Origin of the sequence: Neisseria sp. MVDL19-042950 (assembly GCF_030504625.1) — a bacterium.
Classification (GTDB): domain Bacteria; phylum Pseudomonadota; class Gammaproteobacteria; order Burkholderiales; family Neisseriaceae; genus Neisseria.
Map to the genome: position 1 here is coordinate 1 of NZ_JAUKWH010000009.1, position 16,722 is coordinate 16,722.

Below are 16,722 nucleotides of genomic sequence, written 5' to 3' on the forward strand. Positions count from 1 at the left end.
GGAACCACGCATTTCGAGTACGACAAACTGGGCAGAATCACCCAAGCGGGCAACGAACGCTTCGCCTTCGACCCCGCGCACAATATCCTGTCCACTAACAGTCAAACCGTTTCAGACGGCCTCAACCCCGTTACCGACAACCGCGTTAAACACTACAACGGCATCAGCTATTACTACGATGACCTCGGCAACCTGATTCATCGCGAACTGCCAAACGGCGAAGTACAGAACTATTTCTACGATTTGCACGACCAATTGATTAAAATAGAAATCTTTAAGAAAGATGGGGTGAAAGAAACTTGGGCTTACCGCTATGATGCTTTGGGCAGACGAATCGGCAAAGGCCGTCTGAAAATGGAGAACGCTAACGAAGTTTCAGACAGGCATTCAGCAAACAATGCCTGTCTGAATACACCGAACGGCAAAGATATTTTAGACAGCGAAATTGCCTTCCTATGGGACGGCAGCCATCTGTTACAGGAACACAATTCAGACGGCCTATATACCTATATTTATACCGACCAAGATTCTTACGAGCCGCTGGCGCAAATCTTCAACCGGACACACACAGAAGAAACCAAACAAAGTATCAATTATTTCCATTGCGACCAAATCGGTATTCCGCGCGAGATGACCGATAAGGATGGCAATTTATTGTGGTTTGGGGATTATTACGGTTGGGGTAAGCTGAAGAGCGAAACCAACATAACGGAAACAGCTCATCAGCCGTTTAGGTTACAGAATCAGTATTGCGACCAAGAGACCGGGTTGCATTACAACTTCTTTAGGTATTACGAACCTGATGCGGGTCGGTTTGTTAATCAGGATCCGATTGGGTTGTGGGGTGGGGAGAATTTTTATCAGTTTGCTCTTAATCCTCAAAAATGGATTGACCCACTGGGACTTGCTCATGTTCCTGCTCCCTCTTCTCTTCCCGGTTTTCCAACGGCAGCCAAGGTTAAAGCTAAAACTCCCGTACAAGGAGGGGGTGGATTAAGAAAACGTTGGAAACTTCCTAGTGGTTGTATTCTCGAATGGGATTCTCAGCATGGAGAGGTTGAAATGTACGATAAGACAGGAAAAAAACACCTTGGCGCATTTGATCCCAAAACTGGCAAACAAATAAAAGACCCCATCAAAGGCAGAAAGGTTAAACCATGAAAAAAATCATAAGATTTATATCAAAATTCGAAAAATTTGGGGAAGAATTCATTGGAGTTTTAAATTTTAAAAATGAACCATCTCTTGAATTTTTGCAAACAATTTTCAATGAAACTGGTCCGATGTACGAAGAATATTGGATAACAAAAGAAATTGCAGAAATAATTGAGCCTTATTTAGATGAAAAGTTGGAAATAAATAAATATGACTACTTTTTGTCTTGTGAGGAAAATATCGTGTAATAGTATGCATTTAAAGTTGAGAAAATGCTTTCCTCAAACGCAGCTACGGCTACGACAAAACCGGCAACCTGCTCCACAGCAGCGACCAGCGGACAGGAACCACGCATTTCGAGTACGACAAACTGGGCAGAATCACCCAAGCGGGCAACGAACGCTTCGCCTTCGACCCCGCGCACAATATCCTGTCCACCAACGGCCAAACCGTTTCAGACGGCCTCGAAGACGTTACCGAGTTTGTATGGAGCGGCAGCCATTTGGTTCAAGAAATGTACGGCAACGGCAGATATACCTATATCCACACCGACCAAGACAGTTACGAACCGCTGGCGCAAATTCACAGCCACACCGATACGGACGGCGAAAGCAGACAGGAAATCAATTATTTCCACTGCGACCAAATCGGCATTCCCCGCGAAATGACCGATAGGGACGGCAATCTGATATGGTTCGGGGAGTATGATGCTTGGGGTAAATTAACCAAAGAGACCAATGTAACAGGTACAACGCACCAGCCGTTCAGGTTGCAGAATCAGTATTGCGACAGCGAAATCAGGCTGCATTACAATTTCTTCCGGTATTACGATCCTGATGTGGGGCGGTTTGTGAATCAGGATCCGATTGGGTTGTGGGGTGGGGATAATTTTTATTCTTTTGCTCCTAATACAACTGCTTGGGTGGATTGGTTAGGTTGGATAATTGTTTACAGAGCATTAAACTCAAGTGAAATTGCGGATGTTATTGCCGGAAAAGGTATCTCTAGACCAACACCTGCCCACAAAACCACTCCAACACAGCATATTAGCGGTACAAAACACTCAAGAGATCCTTGGATATCTACAACTCGTTGTGAAAAAACAGCTAAAGAAAAATATGCACCAAATGATGATGGTAATCCGAGCCCTGTCATAAGAATTGATACCGATAAAATACCTAAAGAAAACATTCTAGATGTTTCCACTCCTGAAAAAGCCTCTTCCCTTGGAACTCCGTTTGCAAGAAATGCCGCTGCCGCAGACCAAGAAGTTCTAATTAAAGGTAATATTCCTGCAACTGCTATTACACTATTAACATGAATTTAAGGATATTTAAAATGGAAAATATATTATTAGATTTACTTAAAAATAATAATTTCATAAATCAACTAAGGCAAAACATGGTATTTGATGAAACATCATACCAAGATTTATTAAATATTCTTGAAAAATTAAAAATTCATTTAAAAAATAAAGATGTAATTAAAAAAGAACTAGCTGCTTACCTATATGAAATACCTAAAATAGTTTTCATCTGGCATCAAAACTTAAGCAATGACTTAAATTATAAAAATAAAATTATAATCAATCAATTAGAGGATGCTTGGGTAGAATTAGATGCCCTTATTGGAGAAGATATTTTATGGAGGACTGAATCTACATAGATAGCAGTAGCCGAAAGCGGTTTCGACCACAAACTGACCGCCTACTATTACAACGCCGGTAACGAACTGGTGCAGCAAAGCGAATACGGCACACTCGACATTCCTGCCGAAAAGAATCTTTCAGACGGCCTCAAAGACCATACCGCATTGATTGTGAGCGAATACGGCCGTGATAACTTAGGCCGTCTGAAACATATTCTTGCCAGACACACCGACGGCAGCATTGGGCAACGCACTTACCACTATGATTCAAACAGCAACCTAGTACGCGCAGCCATACCGAACCACAGCACAGCCTTTGACTACAATCCCAATGGCGGCATTATCGGCGAATACGCCCTGAAACTTCCCACAGCGCAGGAATGCACTGCCCTAGCTTTGCCCGAATTGGATTGGCAAATCCCCGAACACGATATGTTTCTGCTCGGCAAAAGTGCCGACATCCGTTATTTCTATGATGCAAACGGAAACCGCACCGTTACCGAACTTCCCGACGGCCAACGCATCCATCACTTATATTACGGCAGCGGGCATCTTCACAGCATTATGCTGGACGACACCGTTATCGCCGACATCGAACGCGACAAGTTACACCGTGAAATCCAAAGGACACAAGGAGCCTTAACCAGCCGCTACGAATTGGATCCGCTGGGCCGTCTGAAAAAACAGATAGCCGCACTCAACGGCCTGTCTGAAAGCGGCAAAGCTGCCGTAGGGGCGGGTTACATACCCGCCCGCACTCCCGCCCAAACCGCAGTCAAACGCAGTTACGGCTACGACAAAACCGGCAACCTTATCCATTCGACAGACCAAAGAAGCGGTACAGTACATTACGAATATGACCCGTTGGGGCAAATCAAAAAAGCGAGCAACGAACTGTTCGCCTTCGACTCCGCACACAACATTATCGACAGCTACGAACACAAAGTACACGACAACCGCCTTGCCGAATACGGCGGCGCAAAATTCTTTTACGACGCATTCGGCAACACCGTACACAAAGAATTTGCCGACGGAGAAACCCAAAACCTGTATTACGATGTCTTCCACCAGCTTGTAAAAGTGGAAACCTTCAAACACAATCCCGAAACAGGAGAATGGGTAAAAGGGACATGGCTGTTTGATTATGACGCGTTGGGTCACAGAATCAGTAAAGGCCGTCTGAAAAACGGCGGGCAAATTTCAGACGGCCTCGAAGACGTTACCGAGTTTATATGGAGTGGCAGCCGTTTGGTTCAAGAAGTGTACGGCAACGGCAGATATACCTATATCCACACCGACCAAGACAGTTACGAACCACTGGCGCAAATTCACAGCTACACCGATACGGATGGCGAAAGCAAACAGGAAATCAATTATTTCCACTGCGACCAAATCGGTATTCCCCGCGAAATGACCGACAAGGACGGCAATCTGATATGGTTCGGCGAATACGACGCTTGGGGCAAATTAACCAAAGAGACCAACGTAACGGGAAGGGCGCACCAGCCGTTCAGGTTGCAGAACCAGTATTGCGACAGCGAAATTAGGCTGCATTACAATTTCTTCCGTTATTACGATCCTGATGTGGGTAGGTTTGTTAATCAAGATCCGATTGGGTTGTGGGGTGATGATAACTTCTACACTTTTGCTCCGAATGCACAAGATTGGATTGATCCCCTTGGGTTAAAAAAGAAATCCTCTTCCCGTAAACCAAAATTTGTTTCTACAAAATCAACAGGAAGAACCAAGCCAAGAAATCGACTAGAAAGCAAAATAATGGATTAAGTGAAAAAACACCCTGAAAAAGGAGATGTTCTTATTGATGAAAGCCAGATAAAAGATAGGTGTTATGCAGGAAAAGGATGGAATAAAATGGAGCAAAAAGTAGATGGTGTGACAGTTCACTATATGGCAAGATTTGATCCTAAAGGGAAAATGAGCCATGTTACTGACTTTAAATTTAAGTGATTAAATATTTTATGAATAAATTTGTTTATAAAAATAGCTCTTTAGCTTCTCAACATTGGGAATTTTGTAATAAAGAAAAACTCCCGTTTATTACAATAAACTCTCTTGATAAATATTATAGTGAAATTTTCTATGATATAACTGATATTACTAATAATTTAGAAGAAATTTCAGAGTCTGTGAAAGAGATCTTTTCATTTTATAATAAATTTTTCTGCATGCCTGGATACATTACAGAAAAATATAACGATCAGTATTATTACTTTGAATTTCCCGTTCAAAAAGATCATGCTGAGTTTATTGCCAATCAATTATTTGATTATCTGCATAATCAGATTTCACCATAATAAAAACTTCAATAACCCGTCGGCGAAACCAACACCTCGCTACTTTCAGACGGCCTTAAAGACAAAACCCCGCTCAGAATCACCGAGTTCCAACGCGACATCTTAGGCCGTCTGAAACACACCCTTGCCCATGACAACAAAGGCAACATTCAGGAAACCGCTTATCATTACGACCTTAACGGCAACCTCGTGCGTGCCGCCAACCAACACAGCATTACCTGTTTCGACTACAACCCCAACGGTCAACTCATCGGCCAGCACCATTGGAAGGTACAGACTAAAGAAGAGAACGCCCGAAACGGCCTGATAGACACCGACTGGCGCGACCCGCAGTACGATATGCTGTTCCAACCGATTACCGACAGCATCCACTACCATTACGACTTCAACGGCAACCGCACCACCACCGTACTGCCCGACGGCCGCCAAATCAACTACCTGTATTACGGCAGCGGCCACCTGCACCAAATCAACCTCGACGGCGAAGTCATCAGCGACATCGAACGCGACAAACTGCACCGCGAAATCCAAAGGACACAGGGTGCCTTAACCAGCCGCTACGAACTAGACCCGCTAGGCCGTCTGAAAAAACAGATTGCCGCACTCAACGGCCTGTCTGAAAGCGGCAAAGGCAAAAGCAAAGTAGCGGCGGGTTACGGCCAAACCGCCGTCAAACGCAGCTACGGCTACGACAAAACCGGCAACCTGCTCCACAGCAGCGACCAGCGGACGGGAACCACGCATTTCGAATACGACAAACTCGGCCAACCCCTGAAAGTGCAAAACCAAACCTTTGCCTTCGACCCAGCCTACAACCTGATTAACGAATACGGAGAGCAGGTAAAAGACAACCGCATTGCGGCTTACAACAGCATAAAATTCTTCTACGACGACTTCGGCAACACCATCCACAAAGAACATTCGGACGGCAGCACCCAAAACCTACATTACGACTTGTTCGACCGTTTGGTTAAAGTGGAAACGTTTAAGAAGAACGCAGAAACAGGGGAGTGGGACAAAGAAGTTTGGGCATTTGAATACGATGCGTTGGACAGAAGAACCACCAAATACCGTGAACTTTCAGACGGCCTCAAAGCGGACAGAACAGACTTTATATGGGACGGCAGCCGCCTGCTTCAGGAACAAAATTCAGACGGCCTCTACACCTATCTCTACACCGATGTAGACAGCTATGAACCGCTGGCACAAATTCACAACTATACAAACACGGAAAGCGAAAGCAAACAGGAAATCAATTATTTCCACTGCGACCAAATCGGCATACCGAGAGAAATGACTGATAAAAACGGTAAGCTGCTTTGGTTAGGTGAGTATGATGCTTGGGGCAAATTAACCGAAGAAACCAACGTAACGGGAACCGCGCACCAGCCGTTCAGATTACAGAACCAGTATTGCGACAGTGAAATCCGGCTGCATTACAATTTCTTCCGTTATTACGACCCTGATGTGGGTAGATTTGTGAATCAGGATCCGATTGGGTTAGCTGGCGGGGTAAATTTTTATTTATTTGCTTTTAATGTTCAAGAGTGGGTTGATCCATTAGGATTAATTTCTCAAAAAATCAACTTTCAACGAGTCGTTTCATATAGAAGAGGCAGGATGTCTGTATTGAAGCATATTTTGAAAAGGCATCGAGCTTCTTCAGAGTATAGTGATGTAAGTAAGTTTGATACTGATAGCGCTAAAAAAAATAAAAAAAATTATCCGAAAAGGACATAAGCAGCAAATAGGAACATGCAGTGACTCAAAGGTGGCAACTTTTGATAGGAATATTGGTAGAGATGCTAATGGAAAACCTACAAATAAACTTCAACTTCATTATGATAGTAAAGGGTTTTTAAGCACAGCTTATCCTGTTTGATTTGAATAAGGAGATTTTCATGGTAAACCTTCGTGAGCAATTATCAAATGAAATTTATGGAAATAATGCTTATATCGAAAAGATTATAAATTGGTTAAAAAATAGTGAAAAAACTGAATTTAATACTAATTTATTTGATTTAGAAGTTTCTGAAGATAAAGTTTATATTTATTCATGCTTAATTGGTAACTTGGACCCAGATACTTTAACTATTGATGAATTTTATAATTTTCTTTTAAATTGCCGTATTGCTTGATCAATAGCAACTTTCCCTTTGTTGAGGTTGTCTGAAAATAAACCTTTCAGGCAACCTCAACATTGTCAAACAACCACCTGAAACACTACAACGGCATCAGCTATTATTACGACGATTTCGGCAACCTAATTCACCACGAACTGCCCGACGGCGAAGTGCAAAACTATTTCTACAATTTGCACGATCAACTGATTAAAGTAGAGATCTTCAAAAAAGACAGCACGAAAGAGACATGGGCTTACCGCTACGATGCTTTGGGCAGACTGGTAAGTAAAGGCCGTCTGAAAGAAAACGGAGATAATGGGCCGCGTTACCCGCTACCAATACAGCAACGAAGGCCAAATCGAGACCATCGTCCGTCCCGACGGTGCCATGCTGCATTTCGACTACGACGACAGCTACCGCCTCATCCGTAAAAGCGATGCCGAAGGAAACTACGACAGCTACACCTACGATGAAGCCGGCAATCTGCTTACCCACACCGACCCGCTCAAACACACCACCCGCTTCAAGTATGCTCTGACCGCCTGACCGCCCATACAGACAGCCAAGGCCACACCACCGCGTACGAATACGGCCGAGACGATCTGCCGACGCAAAGAACCTTTCAGATGGCCTCAAAGACCACCCCGCATTGATTGTGGGCGAGTATAGTTGCGATAACTTAGGCCGTCTGAAACTTACTTTCAGACGGCCTTAGCTCAAATTCTTTGATAATCCCCCCCTACTCTTCCGACCGCCGGTAAAATCATTAAGTTATTTTTAATTTTGCCATCCCTCATTTCCATTCACTCATCCGCACCTCGGAGCGTTCGCTGATTACAGCCATGCCCAAACCGTTACTAAAAACGTTAAAATCAACCGCAAACGTATATCAGCAAACGTTATCTATCCGTGCCGATGATGCCGGTCTGCGGCTGTTTCGGTAAAACCAATCAAACCAATGTGAGTGAAATTTATGCGAGCCGTTATTCAGAAAGTAAACCGGGCCGAAGTTAATGTGATTGAAGCGGGCAATAGCGAAACCACCGGCCGTATCCGCCGCGGTTTTGTTGTGTTGCTCGGCGTATGCCATGAAGATACCGAAGCCGATGCCCGCTATATCGCCGATAAAATCGCCCACCTGCGGATTTTTGAAGACGATGCGGGCAAGCTGAATTTATCGTTGAAAGACACCGGCGGTGCGGTGTTGCTGGTTTCACAGTTTACGCTGTATGCCGATGCCCGCAACGGCAGGCGGCCTTCTTTTTCCGATGCGGCCAAGCCCGAACAGGCCAATATGCTTTACGAACAGGTTGCCGCCATGCTCCGGCAGCATGATATTCCAGTCGAAACCGGCCGCTTCCAAACCCACATGCAGGTTGATTTATGCAACGACGGGCCGGTAACGCTGTTGTTGGCTTCGCAAAAGCTGTTTTAATATCAGGCCGTCTGAAAATCTTTTTCAGACGGCCTCTCCGACTTGAAAAGGATTTGCCATGCTGGGAGCCACCATCGGCGACATCATCGGTTCGCGCTTTGAGTTCGCCAATCACAAACACACCGAGTTTCCGCTTTTTTCTCCCGAATGCGGTTTTACCGACGACACCGTTTGCACGGCTGCCGTGGCCGCATGGGTGCAAGCAGGCTGCCATGAAGATTTTGCACCGGTTATGCAGGCTTGGTGCCGCCGTTATCCCAATCCGAGAGGCTCTTACGGAGCATCGTTCAAAAAATGGATTGCCCAAGAAAACCCCCAGCCTTACGGAAGCTGGGGCAACGGCTCGGCCATGCGCGTATCGGCGGTGGGCTGGTCGTTCGACACTTTGGACGAAACCTTGCAATACGCCCGAATATCCGCCGAAATCAGCCACAACCACCCCGAAGGCATCAAAGGCGCGCAGGCAGTGGCCGCCGCTATTTTTTGGGCAAGAACCGGCAAAAACAAAGCCTTTATCCGCCAAGCCGTTGCAGACCGCTTCGATTACGACTTAACCCTATCCTGCGACGAAATCCGACCGGCCTATACTTTTGATTCAAGCTGTGCGGGATCGGTGCCGCAAGCAATTACCGCCTTTTTAGAAAGCGGCAGTTTCGAGCATGCCGTCCGTTTGGCCGTATCGCTGGGCGGAGACAGCGACACCCTCGCCGCCATTGCGGGCAGCATCGCCGAAGCCTATTACCGCCACATTCCCGAAGCCATCAAGCGGCAGGCATTCACCATTCTGCCAAACGATATTGCCGAAGTATTATTGCGGATTCCAACCTGAAGAGGCCGTCTGAAAACCCACTTTTTCAGACGGCCTAAGCTATAATGCACGGCATCCCGACACACACGCCGAGAGATTTTTCCATGAATCCCCAAACCCTTCCCGACACCCGCCCTTACCCTACCGACCCCGTTAAAAACAGCCTGCTGCTCTACGCTTCGCAAATCGCGCAAAACACCTCGGTCGCACAACGCAAACTCGCCACCGAATCGCTGCAAGCCGAAATCCATACCATGCTGCAGCAAAACCATTACCTCAGCCTTTCCGTCGCCATGAGCATGACTCCCGATGCCGCCTCCTACCGCGCGCTTTTCGACGGTTTGGACACCACTTTGCAGGCCAAAACCGAGCACGAAGTGCAATGGTTTGCGATACCCGTGGTGCTGGTGGCCGGCTGCAACCAATCTCAAACACTGCCGCTGAACACCCCGTCGGTAGAACTGTGCGCCCGTATGGCCGACTACCCGCATTTACGCCCGCTGATTCAGGCTGTCTGGCTGCCGAAGCTGGTGCGCGCCTCCGATTTGGCTGCCGTTAACGCCGGCCAATGGTTTGCAGCGAAACAAAATATCGAAGCCGCACAAAACTTTGCCGCCCTACTGCCGCAAGCCGATTTGGATATTCCCGCCGGACAGTCCGTGCATGTCGTTTTTGCCCTCGGTTACGGTGCTCAAAGCCTTCAGGCCGTCTTAAACCAAAACTTGCGCGATGCCGCCTTGCCCCTGATGCAGGTATGGCAGGAAAGTTTAACGCAGCAAGGGCTGACCTTGTTTACCAATCCGCTTTCCCCCGACACCCCGCTGCACGCACTCGCCGAAGGCAGCCATATGCGCCTGCGGATGGCACTGGACGTATTCGCCGCCAACGCCATACGCGCCATACGCCTGCAAAGTCCGCGCGTGGGCGTGGTTATGGCTTCGCAGCAAGGCGGAAAACTATTGTTCGGCTTTAACGCCACCGACAGCGCGTTCGAACTGATGCCGCAAGTGTTCGCTTGGCCGCTGTCGCCAGCCGAACGCATCGAAACCGTGCAGCAAAACTTTTTGGATCTGATGGTCGAATGCCAAGTCGAAAACATCCGCCTGCTCCACGATGCCCTACCCGAACAGGAAGAGTTGCCCAATTACGCCCAAGCCCTCAACCTGCCCGGCCACAACCCGTTGTTTGCGGAGCAATAATCACATGACCGCCTACCGTATCCTTTTCGTCTGCCTCGGCAACATCTGCCGCTCGCCGATGGCCGAATATGTTTTGCGCCACCATGCGCGGCAAGCCGGTGTGGAGCTGCGTATCGCCGTTTCCAGCTCGGGCACTTCGGGCTGGCACAACGGCGAAAACATGCACCAAGGCACACGCGAAAAGCTGGCTCAGCACGGCATCGACCATTCGGGATTCACCAGCAGCCAAGTCCGGCCCGGCGATGACGAACATTATGATTTTCTGATTGCGATGGATGACGACAACCTTGCCGAACTGGAACGCATGTTCGGCCGCCGGCCCGAAAAAATCTTCAAACTTACCGATTTAATCCCGTCCGGCGGCTACAACCATGTGCCCGACCCGTGGTACACCGGCGATTTCGACGAAACTTTCCGGCTCGTATCGGAAGGCAGCCGCGCATTGCTGAAAAAATTGGGCTTGGCGGAATAACTCGGCCGCAAACAGCCGAACAAACCCGCAAGCCTATGAAAGAGGCCGTCTGAAACTTTTCAGACGGCCTCTGATTCAAGATTTGCCGGCAACCGGATTATTTTTTAGCCGGTGCTTTCTTAGCGGCAGGCTTGTTCAATTTCGCGGTGGCCGCTTTATCCAATACGCAGTATTTGGTAACGATTTGAGAAACTTGGGTCGGCTTGCCGTTTACCGTTTCAATACCTTCCTGAGTCAGCATATTGCCGTCCACTTTATCCACATTGGCGGCGTCGGCTTTACCGGCGGACCAAGTGATGCCGTTGGCGGTAAACACGTTGCCGTCATTGTTGCCGATAATGCGGAACAGGCCGGGAGACAGTTTGTTTTGGTATTTCACTTGGGCAACCACGACTTCGCTGCCTTTGAAACCGTACATCACAGTCAGCGGATTCTGCCCTTTGCTGCCGCATTTGTAAGCTACTTCTTTCTTAGCGTCGATAGAATCGACCCGAACCGTTTCAGGAGCTTGGCGCTGCGGTGCCGCTTGTGGTTGGACGGCAGGCGCGGGAGCGGGAGCAGGTTGTTCTTTGGGTTTGTCTTTTTTACCGAAACTGAAACTGCCGCAGGCGGTCAGCGCGGTCATCAAAACAACAGCAGGAACGATAGTTTTAAAATCCACTTTCATAGTTACTCCGTTTTTATTAGGTAATCATCAATGTGCAAAAAAGCACAGACTGTATATAGGCAACGGTAACAGAGAAAAAGTTCCTTGTCTCGGCTCAAGCCCGCGCCCGCAGCGCACAAGCGCGGCCGATTAATTCCAATTACACTTGCTTATTCCAACATACTGTTGATTTCAATCATTTTTATGCCGTATGAAAAAGCAATTCAAATCAGGTAAAGTTTTTTATGCCGCATCAAACAAATGATATCCGGCCGTTTTATCCGCTTTCGCAAACCGTATTTCCAAGCGGCCGCCCAAATCCGTATCTTTCCGGCCTTCGCCGATGCCCGAAGGCTCATCGAACTTTTCAGACGGCCTTTGGCAATTTCTTTTATAATCCGTGCTTTCTTCCTTCACCCACATCATCATGCAGCACGTTTTCGTTCTCCAACATCCCGCCCTTACCGAATGCGACCTCGGCATTTTGAACACATTAAACCTGCCGTCTGAAAACATCCGCCACGGCACATTAAGGCTGCCCGTTGCCGACGGTTTCCGCCTGCCCGAAGCGGTATCGGCGGAATTAAACCGCCAACGCATCGATCATGCCGTACTGCCGGATTTGGCGTTTTCCGAACTGGGGTTGATTGTCAGCGATATGGATTCGACGTTGATCACCATCGAATGTGTCGACGAAATCGCCGCCGGCGTGGGTTTGAAAGCACAAGTGGCGGAGATTACCGAACAATCCATGCGCGGCGAACTCGATTTCGAGCAATCGCTCCGCCGCCGCGTCGCACTGTTAAAAGGCTTGGACGAACGGGTTTTGCAAGAAGTGTACGACAACGTTTTGCAGCTATCCCCCGGCGCGGAATACCTGCTGGACGAATGCAAAAAACACAGAGTGAAATTTATGCTGGTTTCAGGCGGCTTCACTTTTTTCACCGAACGCCTGCAACAACGTTTGGGGCTGGATTACCAGCACGCGAATGTTTTGGAAATTTCAGACGGCCTGCTCACGGGGCAATTGCTCGGGGGCGTGGTGGATGCGCAAGCCAAGGCGGATTTGTTGGTGCAGCTTCGGGAACGGCTGGGCTTGGAAAAACATCGGGTGCTGGCTATGGGCGACGGCGCAAACGATATCCCCATGCTGCTCGAAGCCGGTATCGGCATCGCTTACCGCGCCAAACCGAAAGCCCAAGCACATGCGGATGCCTGCATCAACTTCGGCGGGCTGGAAGCCGTGCGCGGGTGGTTCAGATAACGTCGAGGCCGTCTGAAAAACCAGTCTGCTTACTCTAGTGGCACTTCGTCGCTCTGCTGCTTCCACCCCGCCGCATTGTGCCGCTTTTGCCGGCCGTTTTGCACAGAGCTACTCTTCTCGCGCCCGCTCAATCATCACCTCGCGCAAAGCATCTAAACCCAAACTTTCGGTTACCGAAACATTCACCGCCACCGCCCTGCCCTGCGTATCGCGCAAAATACCGGCGGGGCGTTTGTTGTCGGGCAGCAGATCGATTTTGTTGTACACAACCAGTTGCGGCACTTCATGCGCGCCGATTTCTTCCAGCACGGTATTCACATCATCCATCTGCCTCTCGAAATCGGGATGGCTGGCATCAACCACATGCAGCAGCACGTCGGCCAGCGCGGTTTCTTCCAAAGTGGCCGAAAATGCAGACACCAGCTTGTGCGGCAAATCGCGCACGAAGCCGACGGTGTCGGTTAGGATAACCGTGGCTTCGGGCGACAGATACAGGCGGCGGGCGGTGGTGTCGAGCGTGGCGAACAGTTGGTCTTTCGCCAGCACGTCGGCTTTGGTTAAACGGTTGAACAGGCTGGATTTTCCCGCATTGGTATAGCCGACCAGCGCAAAGGTTTTGATGCTGCCCTGCATCCGCGATTTGCGGCGGGTGGCACGCTGTTTCTGCACGTTTTGCAGTTGCCTTTTCAAGGCGGTGATTTTTTGGTTGATCAAACGGCGGTCGGTTTCGAGCTGGGTTTCGCCCGGGCCTTTCAAACCGATACCGCCTTTTTGGCTTTGCATGTGTCCGTAACCGCGCACCAACCGCCCGCTTAAGTGGTTGAGCTGCGCCAACTCCACTTGCAGCTTACCTTCTTGCGATTGTGCGCGTTTGGCGAAAATCGCCAAAATCAGCCCTACGCGGTCAAGCACGCGGCATTGCAAAACACGCTCCAAATTACGCTCCTGTGTCGGCGTCAGCTCGTGGTTGAACACCACCAGTTCGATGTCGTGCCGCTGCACAACTTCCGCCAACTCTTCAGCCTTACCCGTGCCGACAAAAAGCGCAGTATGGGCTTTGTCGCGCTTAGTCGTTTCGGTGCACACCAAATCGCCGCCCGCCGCACACACCAAGTCTGCCGCTTCGGCTAAGGCCGTCTGAAAACCCTGTTCGCGCAATTCGTTGGCACCGGAATAGTCCGCATTCAACATCACGCCCACCAGCATCACGCGCTCCGGTTTTTCAAGGGATTTGTCGATTTGAAACAGGGTGGGTTTACTCACGCTTCACGCTCCGTTTAGGGGAAAATTTTTCAGACGGCCTCTGTGGGTTTGCCATGTTGCCAAGATGATGGTTTGCTGCGGTTTCAGCTTTTTTCACACCGTCTTGGACACTTTGTTAAACAGCCGGTAGAAGTTTTCGGTGGTGATTTCAGCAATATGCTCCACCGAATCGCCGCGCAGTTTCGCTACGAATTCGGCAGTATAACGCACATAAGCCGGCTCGTTCGGCTTGCCGCGCTTGGGCACGGGAGCGAGAAACGGCGCGTCGGTTTCCACCAAAATCCGGTCGGCAGGCACATATTTGGCGGCTTCCTGAATATCGACGGCATTTTTAAAGGTAACGATGCCGGAAAACGAAATATAAAAGCCCAAATCCAACGCGGCTTTGGCCACTTCCACATTCTCGGTAAAACAATGGATTACCCCGGCATGCGCCTGATGTTCGCGCAGCATCCGCATGGTATCCGCCGCCGCTTCGCGGGTATGCACCACCAACGGCAGCTCGCTTTGGTTGGCCGCTGCGATGTGGTCGGCAAACCGTTGGTGCTGCCAGCCCAAGTCGCCTTTGCACCAATAGTAATCCAAGCCCGTTTCGCCGATGCCCACCACTTTCGGATGTTTCGCATGCTCCACCAACTCGGCAACGGTAAATTCCGGCGTGTCTTTGTCGTCGGGATGAATGCCTACCGTGGCGAAAATATGTTCGTGCGCCTCGGCCAGCGCCAACACTTCGGTAAACGTTTGTTTGCTCACGCTGATGGCCAGCGCCTGCTTCACGTCGTTTTCCTTCATATTGGCAAACACTTCGGGCAGGCGGCTGCTAAGACCGTCGAAATTCAGATGGCAATGGGAGTCGATTAAGTGCATGATAAATTAAGGTTTTTAATCAAATAATATTTAAACAGGCCGTCTGAAAGCACACGTTCAGACGGCCTGTTCTGGTTTTACTGTGATGAAACCGGCAATGCCCAAGCTGTCGAAAAGTTCCCCTTTAAATACAAGCGTTTCAGACAACCCGGGCATTGTTCTTTACAGCGTAAATGTTACGCGGTCGCTTCGCAGGCTGCTGCCAAGCTCGCCTTCGATCAGTTTTTTGGTTTGCGTGCAGATTTCATCATCGCTGAATGCCAAACCCACTCCTTTGGGGCGTTGCGTAGAAGTACGCGCGGGATTAATCCACGCTACTTGGGTGCGCAAGAATTTTTTGCCCGGGTGGTCGGTCAGCTCCAGCGCCAACAACACTTCGTCGCCAAGCGAGAAAATGTCGTCGGTGGGCACAAACAGACCTCCATGCTCAAGAAACGGCATGTAGCTGTTGTAAAGCGCCACTTTTTCTTTTAGCTGCAAGGCCATCATTCTGCCCGGCAGGTCTTTTGCGATATCCATAGATTTCCCTTTTATTTATTTTGCCAAAAATTAAGATATTCGATGAGTAAGAATTCGAGCTGCATTTTAACACTCAAGGTATGGTGTCCGTAAGGGCTTAATCGATTCAGACGGCCTATTAGTGCAAATAACGTGGCAGGTGAGGTTTTTATGCCCGTTTGAACAAGCGCGGCGGCATGTTCCGGATAATACAGCGGCGGCATATGCTGTTGCGCCAAACCCACATCCAGCAGCCATTTGTGCAGCCAGTCGAGAAAAACCGCCAGCGGCTGCTTGTGTTTGTCGAATGCGGCGGCGTAATCGAGAATCGCCAGCAGGCGCGGGGCGGCGAGCAGGTCGAGCAGCTCTTCGCGCAAGTCGTCCAATTCAGGCGTGTGTTCGAACAGCGGCGCGCCGCCGTGAAAAGCCAGCAGCGCTTCGGTGTGCTCGGTGCCGCGTTCCTGCAAATATTGCAGGGCTTCTTCGTGCGACGGCGCGGGCAGCACCATTTGGCGGCAGCGGCTTTTGATGGTGGGCAGCAATTTGTCGCGCGCGTGCGTTACCAGTAGAAACACCACGTTTTCAGGCGGCTCTTCCAACACTTTCAGCAAACCGTTGGCCGCCTGAAGATTCATGCTTTCGGCCGGATGCACCAACACAATCCGCCTGCCGCCGCGCACGGAAGTTAAGTGGATATTATCAACAATATCGCGCACGGCATCGATTTTAATCTGCAACAGCTTGCGCCCCACCGCTTCGCCTTCGGGGATTTCCGGTGTCAGCTCATAAAAATCGGGGTGGCTGTTTTGCCCGAACAAATGGCACGATGGGCAAACACCGCACGGCCCGCCTGCCGCATCGGGTTGTTCGCACAGCAAGGCTTGCGCGGTGTGGCGGGCAAACGCGGTTTTGCCGGTGTTTTCCTTGCCGGTAAACAGCCATGCGTTGGGCAGGCTTTGCCGGTGCGCGGCGATTTGCTGCCATTGGGTTTGATGCCACGGATAAATCATGTGAACGGAGCGCGTTGAAA

Annotated in this window: 20 protein-coding genes and 3 pseudogenes; 17 read left to right on the forward strand and 6 right to left on the reverse strand. The window is 49.3% G+C overall.

Annotation, left to right across the window (positions count from 1 at the left end; all coding sequences use genetic code 11):
* From Q0X97_RS08550 to Q0X97_RS08625, 16 genes and pseudogenes are all read left to right on the forward strand, one after another.
* On the forward strand, positions 1 to 1,161 hold a 1,161-nt coding region (locus tag Q0X97_RS08550; protein WP_302066917.1), incomplete at its 5' end, for a colicin E3/pyocin S6 family cytotoxin.
* Positions 1,158 to 1,403, forward strand: a complete 246-nt coding sequence (locus tag Q0X97_RS08555; RefSeq protein WP_126304761.1) for a hypothetical protein — start codon at positions 1,158 to 1,160, stop codon at positions 1,401 to 1,403. The genes Q0X97_RS08550 and Q0X97_RS08555, both read left to right, overlap by 4 nt.
* 32 nt (positions 1,404 to 1,435) lie before the next feature.
* Positions 1,436 to 2,083: pseudogene (locus Q0X97_RS08560) on the forward strand (RHS repeat-associated core domain-containing protein); the annotation flags it as partial.
* Between the two features lie 410 nt (positions 2,084 to 2,493).
* Complete coding sequence (locus Q0X97_RS08565) at positions 2,494 to 2,820, forward strand: hypothetical protein (RefSeq protein WP_107879548.1); 327 nt, start codon at positions 2,494 to 2,496, stop codon at positions 2,818 to 2,820.
* 69 nt (positions 2,821 to 2,889) lie between these two features.
* Positions 2,890 to 4,587, forward strand: coding sequence for an RHS repeat-associated core domain-containing protein (locus Q0X97_RS08570; RefSeq protein ID WP_302067710.1), 1,698 nt, complete (start codon positions 2,890 to 2,892; stop codon positions 4,585 to 4,587).
* On the forward strand, positions 4,588 to 4,770 hold the full coding sequence (locus tag Q0X97_RS08575) for a hypothetical protein (RefSeq protein WP_302066919.1): 183 nt from the start codon (positions 4,588 to 4,590) through the stop codon (positions 4,768 to 4,770).
* 11 nt (positions 4,771 to 4,781) lie between these two features.
* Positions 4,782 to 5,117 carry a hypothetical protein gene (locus Q0X97_RS08580; protein ID WP_040667335.1) on the forward strand — a complete coding sequence of 112 codons (336 nt, stop codon included), beginning with the start codon at positions 4,782 to 4,784 and terminating at the stop codon, positions 5,115 to 5,117.
* Positions 5,118 to 5,132: 15 nt separating this feature from the next.
* A pseudogene (locus Q0X97_RS08585) lies at positions 5,133 to 6,857 on the forward strand (RHS repeat-associated core domain-containing protein); the annotation flags it as partial.
* Positions 6,858 to 7,018: 161 nt separating this feature from the next.
* Positions 7,019 to 7,255 (forward strand): hypothetical protein, encoded by a 237-nt coding sequence (locus Q0X97_RS08590; protein ID WP_302066920.1) that lies wholly within the window; start codon positions 7,019 to 7,021, stop codon positions 7,253 to 7,255.
* A 155-nt stretch (positions 7,256 to 7,410) separates the two neighbouring features.
* A pseudogene (locus Q0X97_RS08595) lies at positions 7,411 to 7,488 on the forward strand (RHS family protein); the annotation flags it as partial.
* Positions 7,489 to 7,555: 67 nt separating this feature from the next.
* Entirely contained in the window at positions 7,556 to 7,786 is a 231-nt protein-coding gene (locus Q0X97_RS08600; RefSeq protein WP_302066921.1) for an RHS repeat domain-containing protein, read from the forward strand.
* The gene (locus Q0X97_RS08605) at positions 7,783 to 7,893 is read left to right on the forward strand and encodes a hypothetical protein (RefSeq protein ID WP_302067009.1); all 111 of its coding nucleotides are present in this window, start codon (positions 7,783 to 7,785) and stop codon (positions 7,891 to 7,893) included. The genes Q0X97_RS08600 and Q0X97_RS08605 overlap by 4 nt, the downstream gene beginning before the upstream one ends.
* 320 nt (positions 7,894 to 8,213) lie before the next feature.
* Positions 8,214 to 8,675 (forward strand): D-aminoacyl-tRNA deacylase, encoded by a 462-nt coding sequence (gene dtd, locus Q0X97_RS08610; RefSeq protein ID WP_302066922.1) that lies wholly within the window; start codon positions 8,214 to 8,216, stop codon positions 8,673 to 8,675.
* A 58-nt stretch (positions 8,676 to 8,733) separates the two neighbouring features.
* Positions 8,734 to 9,504 (forward strand): ADP-ribosylglycohydrolase family protein, encoded by a 771-nt coding sequence (locus tag Q0X97_RS08615; protein WP_302066923.1) that lies wholly within the window; start codon positions 8,734 to 8,736, stop codon positions 9,502 to 9,504.
* A gap of 83 nt (positions 9,505 to 9,587) precedes the next feature.
* Complete coding sequence (locus tag Q0X97_RS08620) at positions 9,588 to 10,682, forward strand: conjugal transfer protein (protein WP_302066925.1); 1,095 nt, start codon at positions 9,588 to 9,590, stop codon at positions 10,680 to 10,682.
* A 4-nt stretch (positions 10,683 to 10,686) separates the two neighbouring features.
* A complete protein-coding gene (locus Q0X97_RS08625; RefSeq protein WP_302066926.1) occupies positions 10,687 to 11,154 on the forward strand; it encodes a low molecular weight protein-tyrosine-phosphatase in 468 nt (155 codons plus the stop codon).
* Positions 11,155 to 11,251: 97 nt separating this feature from the next.
* On the opposite strand, the gene Q0X97_RS08630 is transcribed toward Q0X97_RS08625, so the two are convergent.
* Together Q0X97_RS08630 and Q0X97_RS08635 are read right to left on the reverse strand one after the other, a co-directional pair.
* Entirely contained in the window at positions 11,252 to 11,821 is a 570-nt protein-coding gene (locus Q0X97_RS08630; RefSeq protein ID WP_302066927.1) for a hypothetical protein, read from the reverse strand.
* A 222-nt stretch (positions 11,822 to 12,043) separates the two neighbouring features.
* Positions 12,044 to 12,229, reverse strand: coding sequence for a hypothetical protein (locus Q0X97_RS08635; RefSeq protein ID WP_302066928.1), 186 nt, complete (start codon positions 12,227 to 12,229; stop codon positions 12,044 to 12,046).
* Between Q0X97_RS08635 and serB the strand changes: the two genes are divergently transcribed.
* Positions 12,228 to 13,064: a phosphoserine phosphatase SerB gene (serB, locus tag Q0X97_RS08640; protein WP_302066929.1), complete on the forward strand. Its 837-nt coding sequence runs from the start codon at positions 12,228 to 12,230 to the stop codon at positions 13,062 to 13,064. The genes Q0X97_RS08635 and serB overlap by 2 nt on opposite strands.
* A gap of 108 nt (positions 13,065 to 13,172) precedes the next feature.
* Here the strand turns inward: serB and hflX are convergent, their stop codons facing one another.
* From hflX to Q0X97_RS08660, 4 genes are all read right to left on the reverse strand, one after another.
* The gene (hflX, locus tag Q0X97_RS08645; protein ID WP_302066930.1) at positions 13,173 to 14,327 is read right to left on the reverse strand and encodes a GTPase HflX; all 1,155 of its coding nucleotides are present in this window, start codon (positions 14,325 to 14,327) and stop codon (positions 13,173 to 13,175) included.
* A 93-nt stretch (positions 14,328 to 14,420) separates the two neighbouring features.
* Positions 14,421 to 15,194: a TatD family hydrolase gene (locus Q0X97_RS08650; protein WP_302066931.1), complete on the reverse strand. Its 774-nt coding sequence runs from the start codon at positions 15,192 to 15,194 to the stop codon at positions 14,421 to 14,423.
* A gap of 162 nt (positions 15,195 to 15,356) precedes the next feature.
* Positions 15,357 to 15,713, reverse strand: coding sequence for a PilZ domain-containing protein (locus Q0X97_RS08655; RefSeq protein ID WP_302066932.1), 357 nt, complete (start codon positions 15,711 to 15,713; stop codon positions 15,357 to 15,359).
* An 11-nt stretch (positions 15,714 to 15,724) separates the two neighbouring features.
* Complete coding sequence (locus Q0X97_RS08660) at positions 15,725 to 16,702, reverse strand: DNA polymerase III subunit delta' (protein ID WP_302066934.1); 978 nt, start codon at positions 16,700 to 16,702, stop codon at positions 15,725 to 15,727.
* Positions 16,703 to 16,722: the final 20 nt, after the last annotated feature.

Bases quoted from the DNA above. Each gene is read 5' to 3' on its own strand.
- Q0X97_RS08555 (WP_126304761.1), top strand. From the start codon at position 1,158: ATGAAAAAAATCATAAGATTTATATCAAAATTCGAAAAATTTGGGGAA.
- Q0X97_RS08565 (WP_107879548.1), top strand. From the start codon at position 2,494: ATGGAAAATATATTATTAGATTTACTTAAAAATAATAATTTCATAAAT.
- Q0X97_RS08580 (WP_040667335.1), top strand. From the start codon at position 4,782: ATGAATAAATTTGTTTATAAAAATAGCTCTTTAGCTTCTCAACATTGG.
- Q0X97_RS08590 (WP_302066920.1), top strand. From the start codon at position 7,019: ATGGTAAACCTTCGTGAGCAATTATCAAATGAAATTTATGGAAATAAT.
- Q0X97_RS08600 (WP_302066921.1), top strand. From the start codon at position 7,556: ATGGGCCGCGTTACCCGCTACCAATACAGCAACGAAGGCCAAATCGAG.
- dtd (WP_302066922.1), top strand. From the start codon at position 8,214: ATGCGAGCCGTTATTCAGAAAGTAAACCGGGCCGAAGTTAATGTGATT.
- Q0X97_RS08615 (WP_302066923.1), top strand. From the start codon at position 8,734: ATGCTGGGAGCCACCATCGGCGACATCATCGGTTCGCGCTTTGAGTTC.
- Q0X97_RS08620 (WP_302066925.1), top strand. From the start codon at position 9,588: ATGAATCCCCAAACCCTTCCCGACACCCGCCCTTACCCTACCGACCCC.
- Q0X97_RS08625 (WP_302066926.1), top strand. From the start codon at position 10,687: ATGACCGCCTACCGTATCCTTTTCGTCTGCCTCGGCAACATCTGCCGC.
- Q0X97_RS08630 (WP_302066927.1), bottom strand. From the start codon at position 11,821: ATGAAAGTGGATTTTAAAACTATCGTTCCTGCTGTTGTTTTGATGACC.
- serB (WP_302066929.1), top strand. From the start codon at position 12,228: ATGCAGCACGTTTTCGTTCTCCAACATCCCGCCCTTACCGAATGCGAC.
- Q0X97_RS08635 (WP_302066928.1), bottom strand. From the start codon at position 12,229: ATGATGATGTGGGTGAAGGAAGAAAGCACGGATTATAAAAGAAATTGC.
- Q0X97_RS08650 (WP_302066931.1), bottom strand. From the start codon at position 15,194: ATGCACTTAATCGACTCCCATTGCCATCTGAATTTCGACGGTCTTAGC.
- Q0X97_RS08655 (WP_302066932.1), bottom strand. From the start codon at position 15,713: ATGGATATCGCAAAAGACCTGCCGGGCAGAATGATGGCCTTGCAGCTA.
- Q0X97_RS08660 (WP_302066934.1), bottom strand. From the start codon at position 16,702: ATGATTTATCCGTGGCATCAAACCCAATGGCAGCAAATCGCCGCGCAC.